Here is a 19,002-nt window from a genome sequence, read left to right as displayed (position 1 = left end):
AGTTAATAGAAGCTGAGACAGAAATGTTTTAGCTAACGCAAAAAACGAACCGTGGGTCAAACATCACGGTTCGTTTTTTTGTTCAATAATTAGTACATACTATTGCTTTCGCTTCGTACATACACTTGGTTATAGACCTGTTACTTCGGAACGTACTCACTCAGCTCTTGATATTCAGTCGCAAGCGAAGTAATCACCTCTTCGTGAGTTAACGCATCAAGCTGCTCCAGTTCTCTTGTTAATGCTTCTTTTAATAAAGACTTTACATGTCCTTCAAGTTGATTCATGTTTAAATCAAGCTGTTGGTTTGTTTTTTCTTCTTCTTTTAAAAGGATCACACCTGCCGAATCTGTGCCATCAGCAATTAATTGTTCCTTTAACGTTCGAATCTGTTGTCCTTCAAAAAACGCCTTATCTGTTGTATAAATTGATGAATACTTCTCAGGTTCAATTGTTAAAGAAAAGTCTGGTTTCCGAACAGCTAAGTCCATTTGCTCAAGTTCAGACAAAAGATAAAATGTTGGCCTTTTCTGTTGCAGTCGTTTCTCCCAATCTTTCATCCATTGTTTACATGCCTGTGTGAGAGCTTCTGATAATCGAATATGAGTTGCACTGCATTCTTGTTCTAGAAAGAATTCAGCTTCTTGCGTCCACTCTGCAATCATTTGTTCAATCACAAACCGCTTTTCTTTTCTATTTTTCCCACGAATCGTTGCCACATTTAGATATTCCGAGAATTCATCCCGAAGTCTGTACCCCATTCTTTCTCGTAAATACAAAAATAGTTGGCTTGCTTCCTGTTTGATTTTGGTTGCGATTGGTTGGGCATTTGATTCCTCAATGTCCTCTTTCCATTTACGAATATCAATGGCAAGCTGATTACGAATTTGCTCTTGCTGTGCTTTTTCAGAACGTGCGTATTGAACACTTTCTTGTAACTTATTAAGATATCGTTTCGTTTCATCCTCAAGAAGTCGATAACTTAATGATTTAAGCTCTTGCACAATCTGTTGATAAAAATACTCCTCAAAACGAGAAAAGTCTGTAACTGAGTTTGTTTCATCCAGTTTCGCTTTTAATCCTTGTTTGCTGGAGACTGTGTAAAGCCGAGGTTGTTTTATACCTAATGTTTGCAGCTGCTCAGATACATGCTGCTTAACCCCTTGTAATTCTCTTTCACCACTCGCTAAATCAGCCGCATTTACAATGAAATATAATTTATCCGTTTGGAATGACTCATTAATTTTACCCATTTGCTCTAAAAACAACTGGTCCGTTTTTGAAAAAGCATGATTGTAATAAGTCACATAAAAAATCGCATCCGACTGCCTTAATTGATTAAACGCAACGTTGGTATGTCTACCATGAATTGAATTTACACCAGGCGTATCAACAAGGATGAGGCCTTTCAGTGTGAATTCACAGTCATGATAAACCGTTACTGAATGTAATAAGCATGCAAATTGTTCTTCTGCAACTAATTCTCGTAAATCTTGATGGCTAACTGCAAAACTCTCACCTAAGTCCCATGTCGTACGAGCCAAACTTTTCTTTAACACATGTAAATATTCAGCATATGTTTTTTGCCAGCCTGATAAGTTTTGGGAAGACGTAAAGGACCATTTTGAAATGGACTCTAACGTGACATCTAGATCTAGTTTAGTTGCCACCATCCGGATTTCCTCGGACAATTCAGTTTCTGACTTCACTTGAACAGTTGCTGTTCCAGTTTCATGTTTGTCATCCGATTGTTTAACTGTACTCACTGTAGCCGTTGTTGGATGAGGTGAAACGGGCAGAACGTTTGCACCAAAAAGTGCATTGGCAAAGCTCGATTTCCCCGCACTAAAAGCACCAAATAACGAAATGATAAATGATTGGTTTTCAACTCGATTGATTCGAGATAATAGCTGTGATCGGTCAAACTGTAATGCTTCGGTTTTCTGATTAAAGTGAGCAATTTCTTTAAGCGGACTGATCCAACTGGCATCATAAGTTGACGTATTGACTTGTAACTCTTCGTGATCAGGCTCTTTTGCTTTATCAACAGATGTGTGATCATTCGTTTGAATCCACTCAATGTCAGTTCCTCTATCCTCTGGAACATCCTGTTGTTTTGCTTGATCTATTTTCTGTTCTAATAAGCCTTCATCATCAAACGTTGCTGCGATGTTTTCACACTCATGGACAAGTTCTTCATACTCCTGTTTAATGTTCGTTACTTTTTTTGCATACGCCTCAACTTCTTCTAACGTTCGAAGTTCTGATTCAACGTCTTTCAGTTGCTTTGCCCAATATGTTTCTTGACCTTCTGCCATCTTTTCAACAATGATTCTCGCTTGCTCTCTCATTCCACGTACAATTGCGTCTGTTCGTTCTCTTGTAAAGGTATACACATACTCGCGATTTTTAGTTCCAGTTTTTACGTTTTCCTGAAAAAAGCGTGGTGTGATCTCAAATGAGAAATGTTCGATTAGCTTATCAATTTCATCACTATTACTTAACGTATATCTCTCTACCTGTTCAAACGATTGCTGCAAATGAAACACAAGCTGACTGTTCACCTTATCCTGCGTCTCTTGAATCAGTTTCTGTAACCGGTTCTCACGTTCTTCTTCTGTTTTTTTCTTCGCAAATAAGAGACCCATTTTAAATGATGGTTCGATGGATTCTAACCAGCTTCTAGTTAAATCCGTTGTTGTTGCTGGAAAAATTGTGACTTGCTTAAATAAAGGAGACCACTCACTCTCAAACCTATCGATAAAATGTTTTTTTGCGCCTAGTAACCAATCTCTCTCTACGATCAATTCGGCTTGTTTGACCAATTGAGATTCCTGAAACCCTTGTTCTTCCATTTGCTCAACAACCTGCTCAACACTTGCTTCCCCTTCTTCTGTCAGCCTTGCTGCTTGGCTTAGATAAAAGCCTTGCTTTAAACGAGTTACAGATTGTTCAGCCAGCTGTCTGCCTTGATACATAATTGCTTTAAGCTCTTGTTCAAATTCAGGAAATTGATTATGCTTATGCTCTCTTTTTTTCATGCTTGTGTAAAAAATTCTTGATGTTCGAATACTCCATTGTTCAAACACCAATTTTACACTTTGACTGAATTCAGTAAAGGAGAGCTCTGATTCATCATGCTTATCGACTTGATTTATCACAATATAAAGTGGCTTTTTCTCTTGACTAAGTTGCTTCAAAAAGTACAGATTCGTTTCAGATTGCACATGATTATAATCCATCACATAGACAATTAGATCCATCGAATAGAGCGCTTCCATCGTAATCGATTGGTGAGTAGGGTCCGTTGAATCAACTCCAGGTGTATCAAATACAGCTGCATCGTTTTCTAAAAAAGGGAGTGGCGCATAAATCGCAACTTCTTCAATTCCAACTCCATCTCTGCCCCATTCCGCAACTTTTTCCCATGGAATCTGCCCTTTCCAATTTTGATTGTTCCCATCTCGTGATTTAACAACTAAACCTAAATCACCATGTTGAATCGAAATTAAATTTGCACTTGTTGGGATTGGGCTTGTTGGCAATACGTCTGAGCCAATAAATTCATTTAATATGGTGGATTTACCAGCTGAAAAGTGGCCACAAAAAGCCACTTGGTAACGTTTTTCTGTTTGTTTTCGATTAATAATAGCAAATCGTTGTTTTTCTGCTTCTGTCCACTCGATCGTAGGTGTCATCTGTTGTTCCATTACAGTTGGATCCCCTCTCTCTACTTACTCCTAGCCTCCATCACTCTAAGCCTTGCATTTAGTTTTTCTAGCTCTTCCATTAAAGACCTCATCTGAATATAACAGCGATACCGATGTGGTGCGATTAGTACAAAGGCCAGACGATCCTTACTATTTGGCGGTATATACGCTAATTTAGCGACCTCATCTTCCACTTCTATTAATGTGGGGACACGTTTATCATTAATCCAAAAGAACGCTTCTATCACTAATGCTGTAAATTCCGGGGTGAAACGTGCGACCTCTTGTTTGTTCTCTTGTTCATGATACACAGATAATATCTCGTCCAACTCGTGCCACCTCTTAAACAATTTTGGAAGCAGCTCATGCTTGTCCCAGTGTTGTGCATCTTGCCCTTCTACCAGATCAAACCAAAAAAGCGGCAATGTGCCGTGCTCAAATTGATTGGTTTCATCTGGTTTTAGGACGTGATCACCTGAATCATAAAAAGGAGCACGACAAAAATGTTCTGGGATATCAATACTCATCCAATTAACCTCTCCTTCATACGTTTTTTCCCTTCCCGACATTCTTCTAATAAAGGACAGGTTGGACATTGAGGTGATTGGGCTTTGCAGTGATAACGACCAAAAAAGATCAAACGATGATGAGCATCTGACCAAAGATTCTCAGGTAGCTTTTTCATTAAGGTCTCTTCAACCACTTTGACGTTGTCCTTCCATCGACAAATGCCTAAACGTTTACTTACACGTTCAACATGTGTATCAACAGCAATTGCAGGCACTCCAAACGCAACAGACGTTACTACATTAGCTGTTTTACGTCCAACTCCGGCAAGTTCAACTAATTCATCTCTTGTTTTTGGAACCTCACCATTATATTGATTAATTAATGATTGAGACAGCTTTTGAATATTCTTTGCCTTACTGCGGAAGAGTCCAATGGAACGAATATCATTTTCTAGTTCCTCAACCGGTACACTGAGATAATCTGCTGGTGTTTGATATTTTTGAAACAATCCAGGTGTCACTCGGTTAACAAGTGCATCAGTACACTGAGCAGATAAGACAACGGCTATTAATAATTCAAATGGGTTTTTATGAATTAGTTCACATTCTGCTTCTGGAAACAATTCTCCCATCACTTCTATTGTATGAAGTGTTGCTTTTTTACTTAGCATTTTATAGATACTCCTTCTTAGGATTGCTCTAACAGCTAAACCCAGGTACACGATCTGATTGAACTGGTTCTTTATTTGATTTCCTGGTTTGAGTCTGATTTCGAAACTTCTCACTATGTGCCCGTGCTTGATCTGTAGTTCGGATCCCGTTCTTTTTCCATTCAAATAAAATACGATCAATGTATCTGAAGTTTAGCTTTCCAGAGATAACTGCCTCTTTTAAAGCTGCAAAAATCAATTCAGGTTGATGCTGGTCCTGATCAAGCCACATAGAAAGAGTTTCTCCCTCAATGGGCGATAGCGGGCGGCCAAACTCTTGCTCCATCTGCTTGTACAGCTTACCTTCAAGCTCACTGGACTCATGTTGCGATGTTTGGTGCTCCTTTTGGTCAAGTAATTCAATGAACCGAATCCATAGTGGTTCTAAAGAGTACGCTTCATATAAAATTCCCGTCTCATCGGATTTTTTCTCTAATGAAAGCAACTGTGATCGAATGAGTTTACTTAATAGCTTTGTACACTCTTCATGAGTAAGTGTCATCCGTTCACTTAACTGCATCGGTGTGAGAAACTCATCACCTTCATTTATAAAGGATTGTATATGTAAAAGCGCCATTAACTCATGCTCATTTAATCCTAATTCAGTATAATGCTCAAGTAATAAAGCCGGAATGGTAACCTGCTTTTGTGACATCCATTTTACAAGTTGATTCTTCTTCATTTCTAAACACCTCAACAGCTATTATAACATGTATGGAAGTTAGCTTGGATACACAAGCAAAATAAAAAGAGATCGGTTAGAATTACCACCGACCTCTTTTTTAGTTCTATTATTATGGGTATAAACGATTAAGCAGACGTGGGAATGGAATCGTCTCACGAACATGCTCCACACCAGAAAGCCAGGCAACGGTACGTTCTAAACCAAGGCCAAAACCAGAGTGTGGCACTGAACCATATTTACGCAGGTCTAAATACCACTCATACGTTTCTTCTGACAAATTATGTTCAGCAATTCGTTGCTTCAGAAGCTCATAATCGTGAATTCGTTCAGAACCACCAATGATTTCTCCATAACCCTCTGGCGCAATTAAATCAGCACATAATACAACATCATCACGGTTTGCATCAGGCTGCATGTAAAATGGTTTTAAAGAAGTTGGATAGTGAGTAATAAAAACTGGTTTTTCATAATGCTCTGCAATCGCTGTTTCGTGTGGTGAACCAAAATCATCACCCCAGCTAATGTCATCAAAACCTTTTTCGTGTAATAGCTTTAACGCATCATCATATGTGATCCGTGGAAATGGAGCAGCAATTGCCTCAAGCTTTGTTACATCACGGCCAAGTGTTTTTAATTCAATCTGATTGTGTTTTAATACAGACGCCGCAAGATGTGATACATACTTCTCTTGCCATTCAAGGTTCTCTTCAAACTCAACAAATGCCATCTCCGGTTCAATCATCCAAAACTCAATGAGATGACGGCGCGTTTTTGATTTTTCAGCACGGAATGTTGGTCCAAATGTAAACACACGTCCAAGAGCCATAGCCCCTGCCTCTGCATAAAGTTGTCCACTTTGTGAAAGAAACGCATCTTCATCAAAATATTTGGTAGCAAACAATTCTGAAGTACCTTCAGGTGAACTTCCAGTTAAGATCGGTGAATCAAGCTTTGAAAAATCATTCTCATGGAAAAATTCATACGTCGCATGGATAATTTGATCACGAATCTTCATCACCGCTTGCTGACGTTTGGAACGGAGCCATAAATGACGATGATCCATTAAGAAATCTGTTCCATGTTCTTTAGGTGTAATCGGATAATCTTTTGATTCACTGATTACTGTAAAGTTCGTGACTGTTAATTCAAAACCTGATGGAGAACGCTCATCCGTGCGAACGGTTCCTGTCACATACATTGAACTTTCCTGTGTTAAGTTTTTGGCTGCGGCAAATAACTCTTCGCCTACATCAGCCTTCACAACTACCCCTTGAATAAAGCCTGTGCCATCACGTAGTTGTAAGAAGGCAATTTTACCACTTGATCGTTTATTGGCTAACCAGGCACCAAGTGTGACTTCCTGATCTGCATATAATCCAATTTTTGAAATCGTTGTTTTCATTCTAAATCCTCCATTTAATTAAACATACTATGTATTTAAAACAAAAGGATAAAACGTGTTATCCTTTTGTTTTGCTTAGAACAAATCGTTCAATGCGCTCAAGCGCTGCGAGAAATTGGTCTAATGACGTTGCATACGACAAACGTACATTATCTGGTGCTCCAAAGCCTGAACCCGGTACAAGCGCTACTTTTTCTTCTTCTAGAAGTGCTTCCACCCACGTATCAACATCTGGAAATCCACATAATGAAACCGTCTCACGTACATTTGGGAAAAGATAAAATGCACCTTGAGGTTTGACACATGAAACGCCTGGAATTTGAATGAGCTTTTCATATGCGACATTTAGTCTCTCTTCGAAGGCTTTACGCATCGTTTCTACAGAGCCATCGTCTTTTGTATAAGCGGCAATTGCTCCATATTGTGCACTTGTTGTTGGATTTGATGTACTGTGGCTCGCTAGATTTGTCATCGCTTTGATTAACGTTGCATCACCTGCAGCATATCCAATTCTCCAACCAGTCATCGAATGAGATTTTGATACCCCGTTTATGACAATCGTTTGTGCCTTCAGCTCAGGACTTAATTCGGCTATCGATGTGTGAGATGCGCCACCATAGATCAATTTTTCATATATTTCATCAGAAACAATAATGAGATCATGTTTAAGGGCGACTTCTCCTAACGCTTTTAATTCATCAGGTGAATACATTGCGCCTGTTGGATTACTTGGAGAATTAATGATGACAGCTTTTGTTTTATCTGTGACAGCTGTTTCCAATTGCTCTGGCGTTAGCTTAAAACCAAACTCCTCATGACCTGTTACATAAACAGGTACTCCAAAAGCAAGCTTTACCTGCTCTGGATAGCTTACCCAATATGGTGTAGGGATAATAACCTCATCACCTTCATCTAACAAGGCTTGAAATAATGTATATAATACATGTTTAGCACCGGTACCTACAAAAACCTCAGGGGCTTGATAGTCGAGTCCTTGATCCTGTTTAAGCTTACCAATAATAGCATCCTTTAATGCTGGCAATCCGGCGGCGGGTGTATATTTGGTATGCCCCTCTTCCATCGATTTTACAGCAGCATCAATAATATACTGTGGCGTGTTAAAGTCAGGTTCCCCTGCTCCAAGTCCAATCACATCATGACCTTGTGCTTTTAATTCTTTTGCCTTAGCGGTAATCGCTAATGTACTTGATGGTGTAAGTGCATCTACTCTTTTGGCTAATTTCATGATCTTCTCCTCTCACAGTCCTCTTTAACTATAAGTTGACTAGGTTCGACAATCAAGTGTTAGTCATTATTTAAACTATATCGTTTTATAAACGAACCATCTTGAAATGTTAGGTAATAATACCCTTGTTGATTAGATTCCGTTAGATATTTCACTTCATACAGCGCAGTATTACCTTCTTTACCTAATTTTACGGATTGAATTTTAGAAGCGTTAACCGCTGACTCTGTTATGCTTTGGGCCTCTTCCGGTGTTATACCATCTGATTCCTTTAAAACAGTCGTAGAATCTTCTTGATCCTGTGGGACCCATGCGATTGCTTGATCACCTTCTGTGTCTAGACCCATTACAACAAAAAATGAATCCTCACCGTGAAAATAAGAAACATCGTCTACAGATTGAAGTTCACCTGAATCCAATATCGTTTGGCGAGCTTGTTCATATCCTTCTGTCAACGGAGCGCGAACGGTCGAATAAGCATAAACCGAAACACCAGTTAAAAGCACCACCATCGCAATGATTCCTATGATAATCCACTTTTTCATAAAATCCTCCACTTACGTTTTATAAATAGTAAAAACCATTTTCTGCTCGTCCTCTTCATCTAACGCAAGACCAAAAAGCAGGTCGCGATCTTTTAAGGTGCGATTTAATGAATCGACCATTTTATAGACATCTGGAGCTTTTTGAATTTTAACTGTTGAAAGAACTTCTTTTTTTGAACCCATAATGCTTCCTCCTATGTGTACTCATTAAATTCTATACATTGTAGGTATTGCCTGTTATATCTCATGAAGTATGACTCATACTAAGCTTACGCCAGTGAAGGGGGGCGCGCAAGATGAAAAAAGGCAAAGGCGGCCTGCAAACAGCCGATTGGTATCAGCAGCATAAACAATCAATGTCACTTTTAAGCCGACAAGGTGATACTCTGGATACACTTTGGCCGGTAAGTATTCGGCAGACGGAATTTCCGTATTCTTATTTTCAATCACATGAACAATCTGCTGCCGAACAGTAATGGCTGATCCAATTCAAAAACCTTCGCCCATACCTCATTCGGATGCGCGTGACACACACGTCCTCGCGCATCCATTTATGTTAAAGAATGAAGAATTTTCTCATATTGATCATTTGCCTCGAAACGAATTTTCTCTTCATCTAACGTTTTCAGCTCTCTGTTTTCCATCAAAATTTTTCCTTGTACATAAACATCACACACATCGGATCCACGCGCAGCATACACAAGATGTGAATGTAGATGCTGTTCTGGCTGTAAATGAGCAGCCGTTTGATCAATCACTATAAAATCTGCCTCAACACCCTCACGAATTACTGCAGGTTGCCCTGTTTGTAGAGCTGTTGCACCTTCTCTTGTTGCCATACGTAAGGCTTTTGGCACAGAGATAGCATCTGCCTGCTGAGTTAAGCCCTTTTGTAATAACACGGCCATGCGTAGCTCTTCCCACAAATCTAACGTATTGTTTGCCGAGACTCCATCACATCCAATTGAAACAGATACATCAGCTTGTAACAATTGAGTTAGAGGTGCCATGCCTGAACCTAACTTTAAATTACTTATTGGATTATGACTAACGTGAGCATTTTTTTCTGCTAGTAATTGAATATGTGATTCGTCTAAATGAACACCATGAGCAAACAACCACTGCATATCGTCAAGTAAGCCTTGTTCATGAAGATGGTCTAGTGGATGTAGTCCGTGTGAAGCTTTATAATCGTCAATTTCTTTTTTTGTTTCAGCTAAATGCATATGGACTGGTAGCTTTAAATCTCTTGCTCTCTCTACAATACGCCCAATATAATCAATTGGACAAGTATAAGGAGCATGTGGAGCAAGCATCGTGTGAATTCGTTTATTTGCCGCACCATTCCAACGTGTTGCAAATGATGCTGATTCATCTAATTTTGCATCTTGTTCTTCACGAGAACAAAGTCCAATTACTGAGCGAGTCAATACAGCTCTCATTCCAACGCGCTCGATTTCTTCGGCAAAATCATCCATATTTAAATGATACATCTCCAAAAAACCAATGGTACCGGATTTAATCATTTCTGCCATCGCTAATGCTCGCCCGCAAGCGACGGCTTGTTGATCTAGTTTACCTTCAAATGGCCATATTTTTTCCTTTAACCAAGCGATCTAATGGAAGATCATCCTCGTAACCACGCATGAGTGTCATCGCAGCATGACCATGAGTATTATAAAGGCCAGGAAGTACCCATTTGCCTTCCATATCCCTAATTCTGTCTGCTTGATTCCTAATTTCTTCGCTTGGTTCACCAGATTCTACTTTTGAAAAAATAGAGCCTTTGATCAACACATAACCTGATTCAATAATTGAAAACGAATCATCCATTGTTGCAATTCGCACATTTGTTAACAATGTATTCACCGAAAGTTCCCCCTCTGTCTTTTTTATAAATAGGACTGGTGCTCCTCAAGCAAATCCTCTAGTTTCCCTTCATGAACAGGCACATTAGGTAATGATTTAATAAACAACGAACCATATCGTGTTGTGGTAATTCGTCTGTCAAAAACAAAGACACAGCCCTTATCATGCTGCGTACGAATTAATCGCCCAAAGCCTTGCTTAAACCGAATAATCGCTTGAGGTAATGAAACGTCCATAAAAGGATTTCGACCATGTTCCTTTGCTTGTTCAAGTTGAGCTTTTAATAAAGGTTCATCTGGTGGCGAAAATGGCAAGCGCACAATAATGACGTGCTTTAACTCATCCCCTGGCAAATCAATACCTTCCCAGAAACTACTCGTTCCAAATAAGATGCCTAAGTCCGATTGCTTAAACATTTTCATTAGCTTTGCTCGACTTCCACTTGTAATGCCTTGTCCTACCAGTTGAAATACTTCATGTTCATTAAAATCCTTCACAAATTGATAAACGGTGCGTAACATCTCATAAGACGTGAATAAAACCATCAATTTACTCTTGCTTGCTTCTGCTATTCGCCAAATCTTAATCGCCACTTCAACAGCAAACTCTTCATCACTTACATCCTTAATTGCCGGCAAATCAGATGGAATTAACACTTTTGCTTGAGTAAGGTATTGAAATGGAGATTCAATTAACGACGTGATAATACCAAAATCCTCTAGTCCCAACTTGTTTTTCTGATAATCAAAAGAACCGTTGACGGTTAGGGTAGCCGAGGTAAGAATGACACTTTTTTTACGACCAAAAAAGTCATCCGCCAAACGCTCAGATACATCAATTGGTTTACTATATAAAAAGGTCGCATTTCTAGCTCCTTTTGGTTCAGCTTCAATCCAATATACCTGATTTTCATCATATTCAAGAAGCAATTCATAGAGCTGTTCATCTTCTTCCAGCAAGGAAGAGATCATTCGACTTCCATCTGCCCAAAGTGCCCGATCGCGATAAGAAAGCTCTTCTCGCTTTGCCTCAACGGAAGCAACCATTGATTCTAAATTCAGGCAAACATTCGAAAGAGACGCATGGACTCTCATTGCACACTCTAAAATTGCTGACCACAGTTCACTATTTTCATCAAAAGATCGATACGTATATCGTGTTCGGCCAGTATCTGATGAAGCTTTCTTTTTAGCCTTAAGTGCATACGCATGAATCATACGAAATAAATCGTCGAGTTCATCTTTTGTTTCGCAAAGCTTCTGTGCAGATTCAGACCATTTTTCTGAATCGTTGCCTGCTTTTTTGGCTAGTGTCGCCATTTTCTGTAGAATACCTTCCGCACTTATATCTCCTAATCGTTGAAGAAGGAATGAGAATGAGAGATAGTCTGTTTTCAAACCGAGTCTTTCACTTGCCGTGTCTTCTAGATGATGAGCTTCATCAATCACGACATGACTGTACGATGGAAGTAGCTGTTGATTATGTACAATGTCCGTTAATAAAAGCGAGTGGTTGGTAATGATAATATGAGCATCATGAGCACGTTTCCTAGCTCGATGGTAAAAACATCTTGAGAACCAAGGACTATACCTTCCTAAATCAGAAGCAGCATCGCTTTGAATTTCATACCAATATCCCCTACCACCAGAAGGTAAATTCAACTCTTCAATATCCCCATATTCGGTTTCAGTTAACCATATTAAAATTTGTGACTTTGTTAAGATCACATCATATGAGCTTTCTTGCGATGAGTCTAAACTAAGCTCAAATTTACGCAGATCTAAATAATGGCTTCGTCCCTTTAACAACGTAAAACGCACGGGAAATGGTAAGAGCTTTTTTAGTAACGGAACATCTCTTGAAAGCAGTTGGTCTTGTAATGGGATGGTTTGTGTACTAATAATAACCGGTTTTTTGCTTTCGAATGCATAAAAAGCGGACGGAATTAGATAGGCCAAACTTTTACCAGTTCCCGTTCCAGCTTCAATCATGGCGTGCTCGTTTTCTGTAAAAGCTTGATAAATCGTGTTAATCATTTGCTGTTGTCCAAGCCTTTGCTCATATTGTTCAAAGGCTGTGGCTAATGAATGATGCCCAGTCATAAATGTTTCTCTAGCTTGATCAATCGTGCTTTGCTCAGGAATCTCTTCTATTTGTTGATCTGATACTCGTTTTAAAGCCAGACCGCGAAAACAATCATAGCTGAGTTCGCCCGTATCCCCTGACTTTAATTTATCTGCTATTAGTTCTTGGATATTACTCTCTATATGGCTTTTATACCTTTTACTTAATGGCAATAATTGCTGCAAAGTCAACAATGGTAACTGGCTAAGTTTTTTTAGAACATGTAAAAAAATCATAGCTGTAGCTTCAGCATCGCTGTCAGCTTGATGGGGACGATCATGGCTAAAACCCATACCGTCAGCAAGCATACCTAATTTGTAGCTTTCCTCATAAGGCATCAAAATTCTCGCTAGTTCAACTGTGTCATAAATGGGTGTTTTAGGAACAACATACCCTTCTAATTTTAATTGATTAGAAAGAAACCCCCAATCAAATTGCACATTATGTGCAACAAAAGCACAATCCTTCATGAAGTCAAGTAAATCTGATGCAACATCACGAAATAAGGGTGCTTCTATCACATCATGATCTGAAATGCCTGTCAGTTCCTGAATAAACGGGCTAATGGGCTGCTCTGGATTAACAAATGTTACAAAGCGATCGATAATGCTGTCATTTTTTATTTTCACTGCTCCGATCTGAATAATCCGGTCTCCTTTAGCTTGGAGAATGACCCGTTGTTTCAAGATCAAGTACGACGTATTGCTTACTCATTTTCCCACCTCTATTTACCATTCACGTAAGCTACTTTGTATTTTGTTTCTCCTCAAATAATCTGCCAAGATGTTGAAGTGACCTTCTGATATGTGGGTTATGAGGTTGTTCTTTAATTAAACGATTAAATATCGGCCAGGCTACTCGCAGCTGATCATCAAGTGCTAAGTTCCACGCTAAACCATGTTCAGCTTGAATTCGATCTGCCCCAAGAACGATCGCTTTTCTATAACAATTCACAGCCAGCTCAAAAAAGCCATACCATTCACATAACAATGCTAACCTTATAAGGTCATCAGCAGATGTATACACATCTAGAGCTTGTGTCCACAATTTTTTTGCATACTCTTGCTCGTTTAATTTAATCCTGACCAAGCCATGAAAACAGATTGCTTCTGCGTCTTTTTCAACATGATCGGTATATCGTTTAAAATATTCCGCTGACAATTGCATGGCTCCGGATAAATAGTAACATACACCTAAATTATACACGACATCAGAAGTTGGTGTTAGAGATTTTGCTTGTTCAAACATTTCAGCACCACGATCAATATTCCCATTTACAGTAAAATAACAACCCAACCCTGCATAACTAAAATGTCGTACACTTTCTTGTTTAGCTGTTTGAATAAGATAAATAAACTGTTCAATGGTATCGTTTGTATATCCACTTACTAAATAAGCGTACGCAAGAAATAATCGTCTCCACTCTTCTTGATGTCCTTCTGCTTTTTCTGACTCTAATGAAATAGTGGCCCGTTTAATTTGGTTTTGTTCAAAATACATCGTTCCGAGTGAGTGGTACATCGTATTGTCTGTTTGAGCCGTGGTTTGTAGATGCTGTTTCACGTGTACCAAGCTTTTCATCCATTACCGACCATAAATCAAGAATTTTTGCCGATTTTTTTTCGAGCTGATCAATCTGCGCCCATATATTACTTATTTCCCCATTCTGAATGAGGGTACATATTTCCTTATACGAATCTTCCCATTTTGCAACCCAATTCTCCAAAGTAAAACCCCTCTCCGCACGCTTTTACTCAGTTTGCATCGGTAGAGGGGTTTTATGCGTTTTATAAGACGGTATAAGCTGGTTCTGTTCCAAGCAATTGATCAATTTGGTTTTCAGCATTCATAATGGCTACTTGAGGTTTAAACTCTTTTGCTTCTAATGCTTCCATCATGGCATACGCAATAATAATAATGGTATCTCCGGGCTGAACAAGGCGAGCAGCTGCTCCGTTTACACAAATCTGTCCACTACCTGCCTCGCCTTTAATAACATACGTTTCAAACCTAGCACCATTATGATTATTAACAATTTGTACCTTTTCGTTTTCAAGGATGTTGACAGCTTTCATGATATTCTCATCAATTGTGATGCTTCCAACATAGTTTAAATCTGATTCTGTAATCGTTGCACGATGAATTTTTGATTTCATCATAGTTACAAACATATTCATTTCTCCTTTATAAATCGATTAAGACATGATCAATTAATCGAGCCTGACTGAAATGGTAAGCCAACGCAATGATTAACGTACCAGAATGAGTAGATGGTCGTTCTAGTTTTGGATATGTTAACACATCAACATAATCTATTTTCCCTAATTGAATCGAAGCTAATTGCTCTTCCACAAAGCTCATCAACTCTTCTCTATTTGAACCGGAAAGTGCCATCGATTTTGCTTGTTGTAGAGTTTGATGTAAATGTGGAGCAAGTGCTCGTTCTTGATCCGTTAAATACACGTTTCTCGAGCTTTTCGCTAAGCCATCCTCTTCACGAATCGTAGGACAGGCGACGATTTCAAGTGGCATAGAGAGAGTTTTGACCATTTGCTTAATAACCGCTACTTGTTGCGCATCTTTTTGACCAAAATACGCTGCATCAGGTGATATGATATGAAACAATTTAAGTACAACTGTTGCAACACCATCAAAATGACCAGGTCTGCTTTTACCACATAACACATCTACACCTTGGATAACTTTTATCTCAACTGATGGTTCATCTGGATACATTTCTGCAACAGAAGGGAAAAATAAGAAATCTACTCCAAGCTTCTTTGCATAGCTGTTGATCTCGGTCAAAGTCACGTGGGTAAGAATCAAAATCTTCTCCTTCACCAAATTGAAGTGGATTAACAAAAATGCTCACAACGACTACATCATGATCATTACGTGCTCTTTCTATTAAGGATAAATGACCTTCATGGAGAGCTCCCATTGTAGCCACATAACCAATGCTCTTATTTTGTTTTCTAGAGCTCGTAAGATTTTGCTGTAGGTCAAAAATAGTATGAATAACTTTCATGACTTTCCTCCGTATAAACCAGCCAGTACTTCTTCTTTTACCGTAAAGCTATGCTCTTCGGCAGGAAACGAACGCTGCTTCACCTCTTGGTGGTAGGCTTCTAAGGCAGACTGGATATGCTCACCGATATTGGCGTATGCTTTCACAAACTTCGGTACATGCACATCACCGTAGCCAATTAAATCATGATACACTAACACCTGTCCGTCCGTATTTGGACCAGCTTCCAATGCCTATAACAGGTATCATTAGCTGTTCTGAAATAAGTGCAGCCACTTCTTTAGGAACACATTCAAGAACCAGACTAAACGCACCGGCTTCTTCTACAGCTAAGGCATCATTAAGTAACGCTTTAGCTCCAGCTTGATCCTTCCCTTGAACTCGATATCCACCCATAACAGCAACAGACTGGGGAGTTAAGCCTAAATGTCCCATTACAGGTACACCAACATCCGTCAACGCTCGAATTTCATCTGTAACCGTTGCTCCGCCTTCAAGCTTCACAGCATCTGCACCGGCTTCTTGAATAAGTCTACGCACATTTGCAAGTGTTGAATCAATACTGCCGTGATAGCTTAGATGAGGCAAATCTGCTACCACAAACGTGTTAGGTGCACCTCTCCGGGCAGCTTTAGTGTGCATAACCATATCATCAATCGTTACAGGAATCGTTGAGTTGTAACCAAGTACAACCATTCCTAAAGAATCACCTACTAAAATGGCATCAATGCCTGCTGATTCAGCTAACTTGGCAGAAGGTGCATCGTATGCTGTAACCATTGAAATCGGTTCTTTTTCTTTTTTCTCTTTTTAAAATCTGCTGTTGTTTTCATACCACTTCCCCTTTCTGCATGTACATGCAAAAAAACCTTCTCTGCCTAGAGAAAGAAGGGTGTGGGCAAGTCAAATAAACCTGTGTTACACACAGAATTGACAGCCAAGCTATTCCTTCCGTCCCTGTCCATTTGGATCAAGGCAGCACATGAGTCTTCCTAGTCGTAAAAACGGTATTGTTTATCTGAATAATACAACCCGCTGTTTTAATTATAACAAATGAAATAGAAATCGACTACTCATCCGTTTATTCGATATCTGCTGAATAAACAGTATGAATAATGCCCTGATCATCTTCTAACAATAATGCACCCTCTGCTGATATTCCCGTTGATAAACCGGTAATTGTTCCATTTATCGTTTGTGCCTTTAATTGTTTACCGATACTAATAGATCTCGCTTCCCATAGTAATTTAATTTCAGCGAAGCCTTTTTCAACATACGTATCATATAACCATTCAAATTCTTCAAGCACAGCCGCCAAAAGTTTAGCACGGTTAATTGACGTACCTGCTTCAATTGCTAGAGAGGTTGAGCGATTTCTATTATCGTGATTTAATTCTGATTCAGATTGGTTTGCATTTATTCCAATCCCAAGAATCACCACTTTGGCAAGCCCTGGCTCAGACTGCATTTCAGTTAAAATGCCAACAATCTTCTTGCCATTTATTAATATATCATTCGGCCATTTTATATCTGCTTTAAGCTGTGTTACTTTTTCGATGGCTCTTGTAACGGCAACCGCTGCAACAAGTGTTAATTGTGGAACCTGTTGCGGGGCAAGCTTTGGTCGCAAAAGCAAACTCATGGAGATGCTTGTACCAGGTGCAGAACTCCAATTTCGACCAAATCGACCGCGTCCACCTGTCTGTTCATCTGCGACTACAAGATGACCTTCCTCAGAACCCGCTTCAGCCAAATCGTGTGCAATGGCTTGAGTTGTTGGTACAGAGGCATAATACGCAACAGTGTGACCTAGTCTTTTTGATTTCAGATACAGATGTAGGTCATGCTCCTGCAAGCCATCTGGACGAGATAGAAGCTGATATCCTTTTTTAGGCACAGAATCGATCTGATAACCACTTTTCTTTAAAACGTCAATCTGCTTCCATATGGCTGTTCTTGAAACTCCAAGTGCTTGGCTTAAGGATTCTCCGGAGAGATACGTTCCCTGATGCTCAACTAGTTCTTGAACGAGCTTACTTCTCATCTTGTCTCTTCCTTTCTATACACTGAAGAAGGTCTTGCTTTGCATTGTGTAACCCACAATTTATAACCTGGTATTCAAGCCATTCTAGTTCTTGTTTGATCCATGGTCCAGCTTGTTGTTGGCTTTTAAGAAGATCCCTACCCGATATACAAAGCTCTTGGCGTGACTGTATAGGAAGTGCATCCCATCGCTTTGAAATATGATCAGGTTCGATTGAATCAAGTCCAAGTATACGTCTTATCTCTTCCACATCTTGTGCCACATCGAATCCGGACTGATAAAGCATCCAGTCATCTAATTGTTCTGTCTGCCGTGTATAGAATAGCTGCATTCGGACTTTTATCTGACGTTTTTTTTCATTCGATAGCAGGAGCATACGTAAGGTTTCTTCTGAATCTTTGTCAATCCATATTAAAAAAAGGACCCACGCAAAAATGGATTCGTTTGGCTGATCCCATTTGGGCATAGTAATCAGCTTCTCCATTTCTTTGTTGGACAATGAAAAGCCAGGTAAATAGCGAAACAACGTCGTTCGCTTTAAATAACGAAACGCTTTTTGTGTCGCTACTCCTTTTAATAGCTTTTCCCATTCCTGAAGGACTCGTTCCTGGGCAACCTCTTTCAGCAAGTATGCTTGTTGTTTTAATACGGAAAGAAGTTTTGGATCGATCTCAAAATCGAGTTCACTGACAAAACGAATAGCTCGAAGCATACGAAGTGGATCTTCCATCATTCGCTCCTTTGGATGTAGAGAACGAATCATTCTATTTTGAAGATCTTTTTGGCCATTACATGGATCAATTAATGTTCCATCAACTGTTTTTGCCATTGCATTCATTGTAAAATCACGATGCAACAAATCATCTTCGAGCGATCCACCACGCTCTGTGGTAACTTCTACTTGAATATTTCCTGACCGGACTAGTACCGTTTGATGTTGTGTATTCATCTGATGAGCACGAGCAAACAACAAACAAATTTCTGCTGGTTTTGCTGATGTAGTGATGTCTATATCAGATGAGTGACGCTGTAATAACTCGTCACGAACTGCTCCACCAACAAAATAAGCACGATGACCATCTTTATGTAGCTGATGAATCACATTGTCTGCCTCCTGCTTACCTAACACA

Annotated in this window: 17 protein-coding genes and 2 pseudogenes; 1 reads left to right on the top strand and 18 read right to left on the bottom strand. The window is 39.4% G+C overall.

Going from position 1 to position 19,002, the window contains the following annotated elements; translation table 11 throughout:
- Window positions 1-140: 140 nt before the first annotated feature.
- From NDM98_RS01820 to NDM98_RS01785, 8 genes are all read right to left on the bottom strand, one after another.
- Window positions 141-3,710: a dynamin family protein gene (locus tag NDM98_RS01820; protein WP_251603963.1), complete on the bottom strand. Its 3,570-nt coding sequence runs from the start codon at window positions 3,708-3,710 to the stop codon at window positions 141-143.
- 20 nt (window positions 3,711-3,730) lie between these two features.
- Window positions 3,731-4,237 carry a YpoC family protein gene (locus NDM98_RS01815; RefSeq protein ID WP_251603960.1) on the bottom strand — a complete coding sequence of 169 codons (507 nt, stop codon included), beginning with the start codon at window positions 4,235-4,237 and terminating at the stop codon, window positions 3,731-3,733.
- Window positions 4,234-4,890 (bottom strand): endonuclease III, encoded by a 657-nt coding sequence (nth, locus tag NDM98_RS01810; RefSeq protein ID WP_251603957.1) that lies wholly within the window; start codon window positions 4,888-4,890, stop codon window positions 4,234-4,236. Before nth ends, NDM98_RS01815 begins: the two co-directional genes overlap by 4 nt.
- Window positions 4,891-4,918: 28 nt before the next feature.
- On the bottom strand, window positions 4,919-5,611 hold the full coding sequence (locus tag NDM98_RS01805) for a DnaD domain-containing protein (protein ID WP_251603954.1): 693 nt from the start codon (window positions 5,609-5,611) through the stop codon (window positions 4,919-4,921).
- Between the two features lie 112 nt (window positions 5,612-5,723).
- A complete protein-coding gene (gene asnS / locus NDM98_RS01800) occupies window positions 5,724-7,016 on the bottom strand; it encodes an asparagine--tRNA ligase (protein ID WP_251603951.1) in 1,293 nt (430 codons plus the stop codon).
- Window positions 7,017-7,074: 58 nt separating this feature from the next.
- The gene (locus NDM98_RS01795; RefSeq protein ID WP_251603948.1) at window positions 7,075-8,262 is read right to left on the bottom strand and encodes a pyridoxal phosphate-dependent aminotransferase; all 1,188 of its coding nucleotides are present in this window, start codon (window positions 8,260-8,262) and stop codon (window positions 7,075-7,077) included.
- Window positions 8,263-8,321: 59 nt separating this feature from the next.
- The gene (locus NDM98_RS01790) at window positions 8,322-8,807 is read right to left on the bottom strand and encodes a cell wall elongation regulator TseB-like domain-containing protein (RefSeq protein ID WP_251603945.1); all 486 of its coding nucleotides are present in this window, start codon (window positions 8,805-8,807) and stop codon (window positions 8,322-8,324) included.
- A gap of 12 nt (window positions 8,808-8,819) precedes the next feature.
- Window positions 8,820-8,990 (bottom strand): YpmA family protein, encoded by a 171-nt coding sequence (locus tag NDM98_RS01785; protein WP_143848178.1) that lies wholly within the window; start codon window positions 8,988-8,990, stop codon window positions 8,820-8,822.
- Between the two features lie 113 nt (window positions 8,991-9,103).
- On the opposite strand from NDM98_RS01785, the gene NDM98_RS01780 reads away from it, so the two are divergent.
- Window positions 9,104-9,283, top strand: a complete 180-nt coding sequence (locus NDM98_RS01780; protein WP_251603942.1) for a hypothetical protein — start codon at window positions 9,104-9,106, stop codon at window positions 9,281-9,283.
- Between the two features lie 75 nt (window positions 9,284-9,358).
- Here NDM98_RS01780 and NDM98_RS01775 read toward each other — a convergent pair whose 3' ends face one another.
- The 10 genes and pseudogenes from NDM98_RS01775 to NDM98_RS01730 all read right to left on the bottom strand — a co-directional run bounded on the left by NDM98_RS01775 (window position 9,359) and on the right by NDM98_RS01730 (window position 19,001).
- Window positions 9,359-10,342, bottom strand: coding sequence for an amidohydrolase (locus tag NDM98_RS01775; RefSeq protein ID WP_251603939.1), 984 nt, complete (start codon window positions 10,340-10,342; stop codon window positions 9,359-9,361).
- Between the two features lie 46 nt (window positions 10,343-10,388).
- Window positions 10,389-10,676: an amidohydrolase family protein gene (locus NDM98_RS01770; protein ID WP_251603936.1), complete on the bottom strand. Its 288-nt coding sequence runs from the start codon at window positions 10,674-10,676 to the stop codon at window positions 10,389-10,391.
- Between the two features lie 23 nt (window positions 10,677-10,699).
- Window positions 10,700-13,486 (bottom strand): ATP-dependent DNA helicase DinG, 3'-5' exoribonuclease type, encoded by a 2,787-nt coding sequence (dinG, locus tag NDM98_RS01765; protein ID WP_251603933.1) that lies wholly within the window; start codon window positions 13,484-13,486, stop codon window positions 10,700-10,702.
- 58 nt (window positions 13,487-13,544) lie between these two features.
- Window positions 13,545-14,363, bottom strand: coding sequence for a tetratricopeptide repeat protein (locus tag NDM98_RS01760; protein ID WP_251603930.1), 819 nt, complete (start codon window positions 14,361-14,363; stop codon window positions 13,545-13,547).
- Complete coding sequence (locus tag NDM98_RS01755; RefSeq protein WP_251603928.1) at window positions 14,290-14,526, bottom strand: hypothetical protein; 237 nt, start codon at window positions 14,524-14,526, stop codon at window positions 14,290-14,292. The genes NDM98_RS01760 and NDM98_RS01755 overlap by 74 nt, the downstream gene beginning before the upstream one ends.
- Window positions 14,527-14,587: 61 nt before the next feature.
- Complete coding sequence (panD, locus tag NDM98_RS01750) at window positions 14,588-14,971, bottom strand: aspartate 1-decarboxylase (RefSeq protein ID WP_251603925.1); 384 nt, start codon at window positions 14,969-14,971, stop codon at window positions 14,588-14,590.
- Between the two features lie 13 nt (window positions 14,972-14,984).
- Window positions 14,985-15,828, bottom strand: a pseudogene (panC, locus tag NDM98_RS01745) (pantoate--beta-alanine ligase).
- Window positions 15,825-16,661 (bottom strand): annotated as a pseudogene (gene panB, locus NDM98_RS01740) (3-methyl-2-oxobutanoate hydroxymethyltransferase). The pseudogenes panC and panB overlap by 4 nt, the downstream one beginning before the upstream one ends.
- 248 nt (window positions 16,662-16,909) lie before the next feature.
- A complete protein-coding gene (locus NDM98_RS01735) occupies window positions 16,910-17,872 on the bottom strand; it encodes a biotin--[acetyl-CoA-carboxylase] ligase (RefSeq protein WP_251603922.1) in 963 nt (320 codons plus the stop codon).
- Window positions 17,862-19,001, bottom strand: a complete 1,140-nt coding sequence (locus NDM98_RS01730; protein ID WP_251608875.1) for a CCA tRNA nucleotidyltransferase — start codon at window positions 18,999-19,001, stop codon at window positions 17,862-17,864. Before NDM98_RS01730 ends, NDM98_RS01735 begins: the two co-directional genes overlap by 11 nt.
- Window position 19,002: the final 1 nt, after the last annotated feature.

The sequence above is a fragment of the Alkalicoccobacillus plakortidis genome (assembly GCF_023703085.1).
In the GTDB taxonomy this organism is placed as follows: domain Bacteria; phylum Bacillota; class Bacilli; order Bacillales; family Bacillaceae_D; genus Alkalicoccobacillus; species Alkalicoccobacillus plakortidis.
Note: the sequence above shows the minus strand (reverse complement) of the source record. Positions and strands in the feature narration are given on the sequence as shown.

Coding starts and splice junctions, on each gene's coding strand:
- NDM98_RS01820 (WP_251603963.1), bottom strand. CDS start 3,710: ATGGAACAACAGATGACACCTACGATCGAGTGGACAGAAGCAGAAAAA.
- NDM98_RS01815 (WP_251603960.1), bottom strand. CDS start 4,237: ATGAGTATTGATATCCCAGAACATTTTTGTCGTGCTCCTTTTTATGAT.
- nth (WP_251603957.1), bottom strand. CDS start 4,890: ATGCTAAGTAAAAAAGCAACACTTCATACAATAGAAGTGATGGGAGAA.
- NDM98_RS01805 (WP_251603954.1), bottom strand. CDS start 5,611: ATGAAGAAGAATCAACTTGTAAAATGGATGTCACAAAAGCAGGTTACC.
- asnS (WP_251603951.1), bottom strand. CDS start 7,016: ATGAAAACAACGATTTCAAAAATTGGATTATATGCAGATCAGGAAGTC.
- NDM98_RS01795 (WP_251603948.1), bottom strand. CDS start 8,262: ATGAAATTAGCCAAAAGAGTAGATGCACTTACACCATCAAGTACATTA.
- NDM98_RS01790 (WP_251603945.1), bottom strand. CDS start 8,807: ATGAAAAAGTGGATTATCATAGGAATCATTGCGATGGTGGTGCTTTTA.
- NDM98_RS01785 (WP_143848178.1), bottom strand. CDS start 8,990: ATGGGTTCAAAAAAAGAAGTTCTTTCAACAGTTAAAATTCAAAAAGCT.
- NDM98_RS01780 (WP_251603942.1), top strand. CDS start 9,104: ATGAAAAAAGGCAAAGGCGGCCTGCAAACAGCCGATTGGTATCAGCAG.
- NDM98_RS01775 (WP_251603939.1), bottom strand. CDS start 10,342: ATGGCAGAAATGATTAAATCCGGTACCATTGGTTTTTTGGAGATGTAT.
- panD (WP_251603925.1), bottom strand. CDS start 14,971: ATGTTTGTAACTATGATGAAATCAAAAATTCATCGTGCAACGATTACA.
- NDM98_RS01735 (WP_251603922.1), bottom strand. CDS start 17,872: ATGAGAAGTAAGCTCGTTCAAGAACTAGTTGAGCATCAGGGAACGTAT.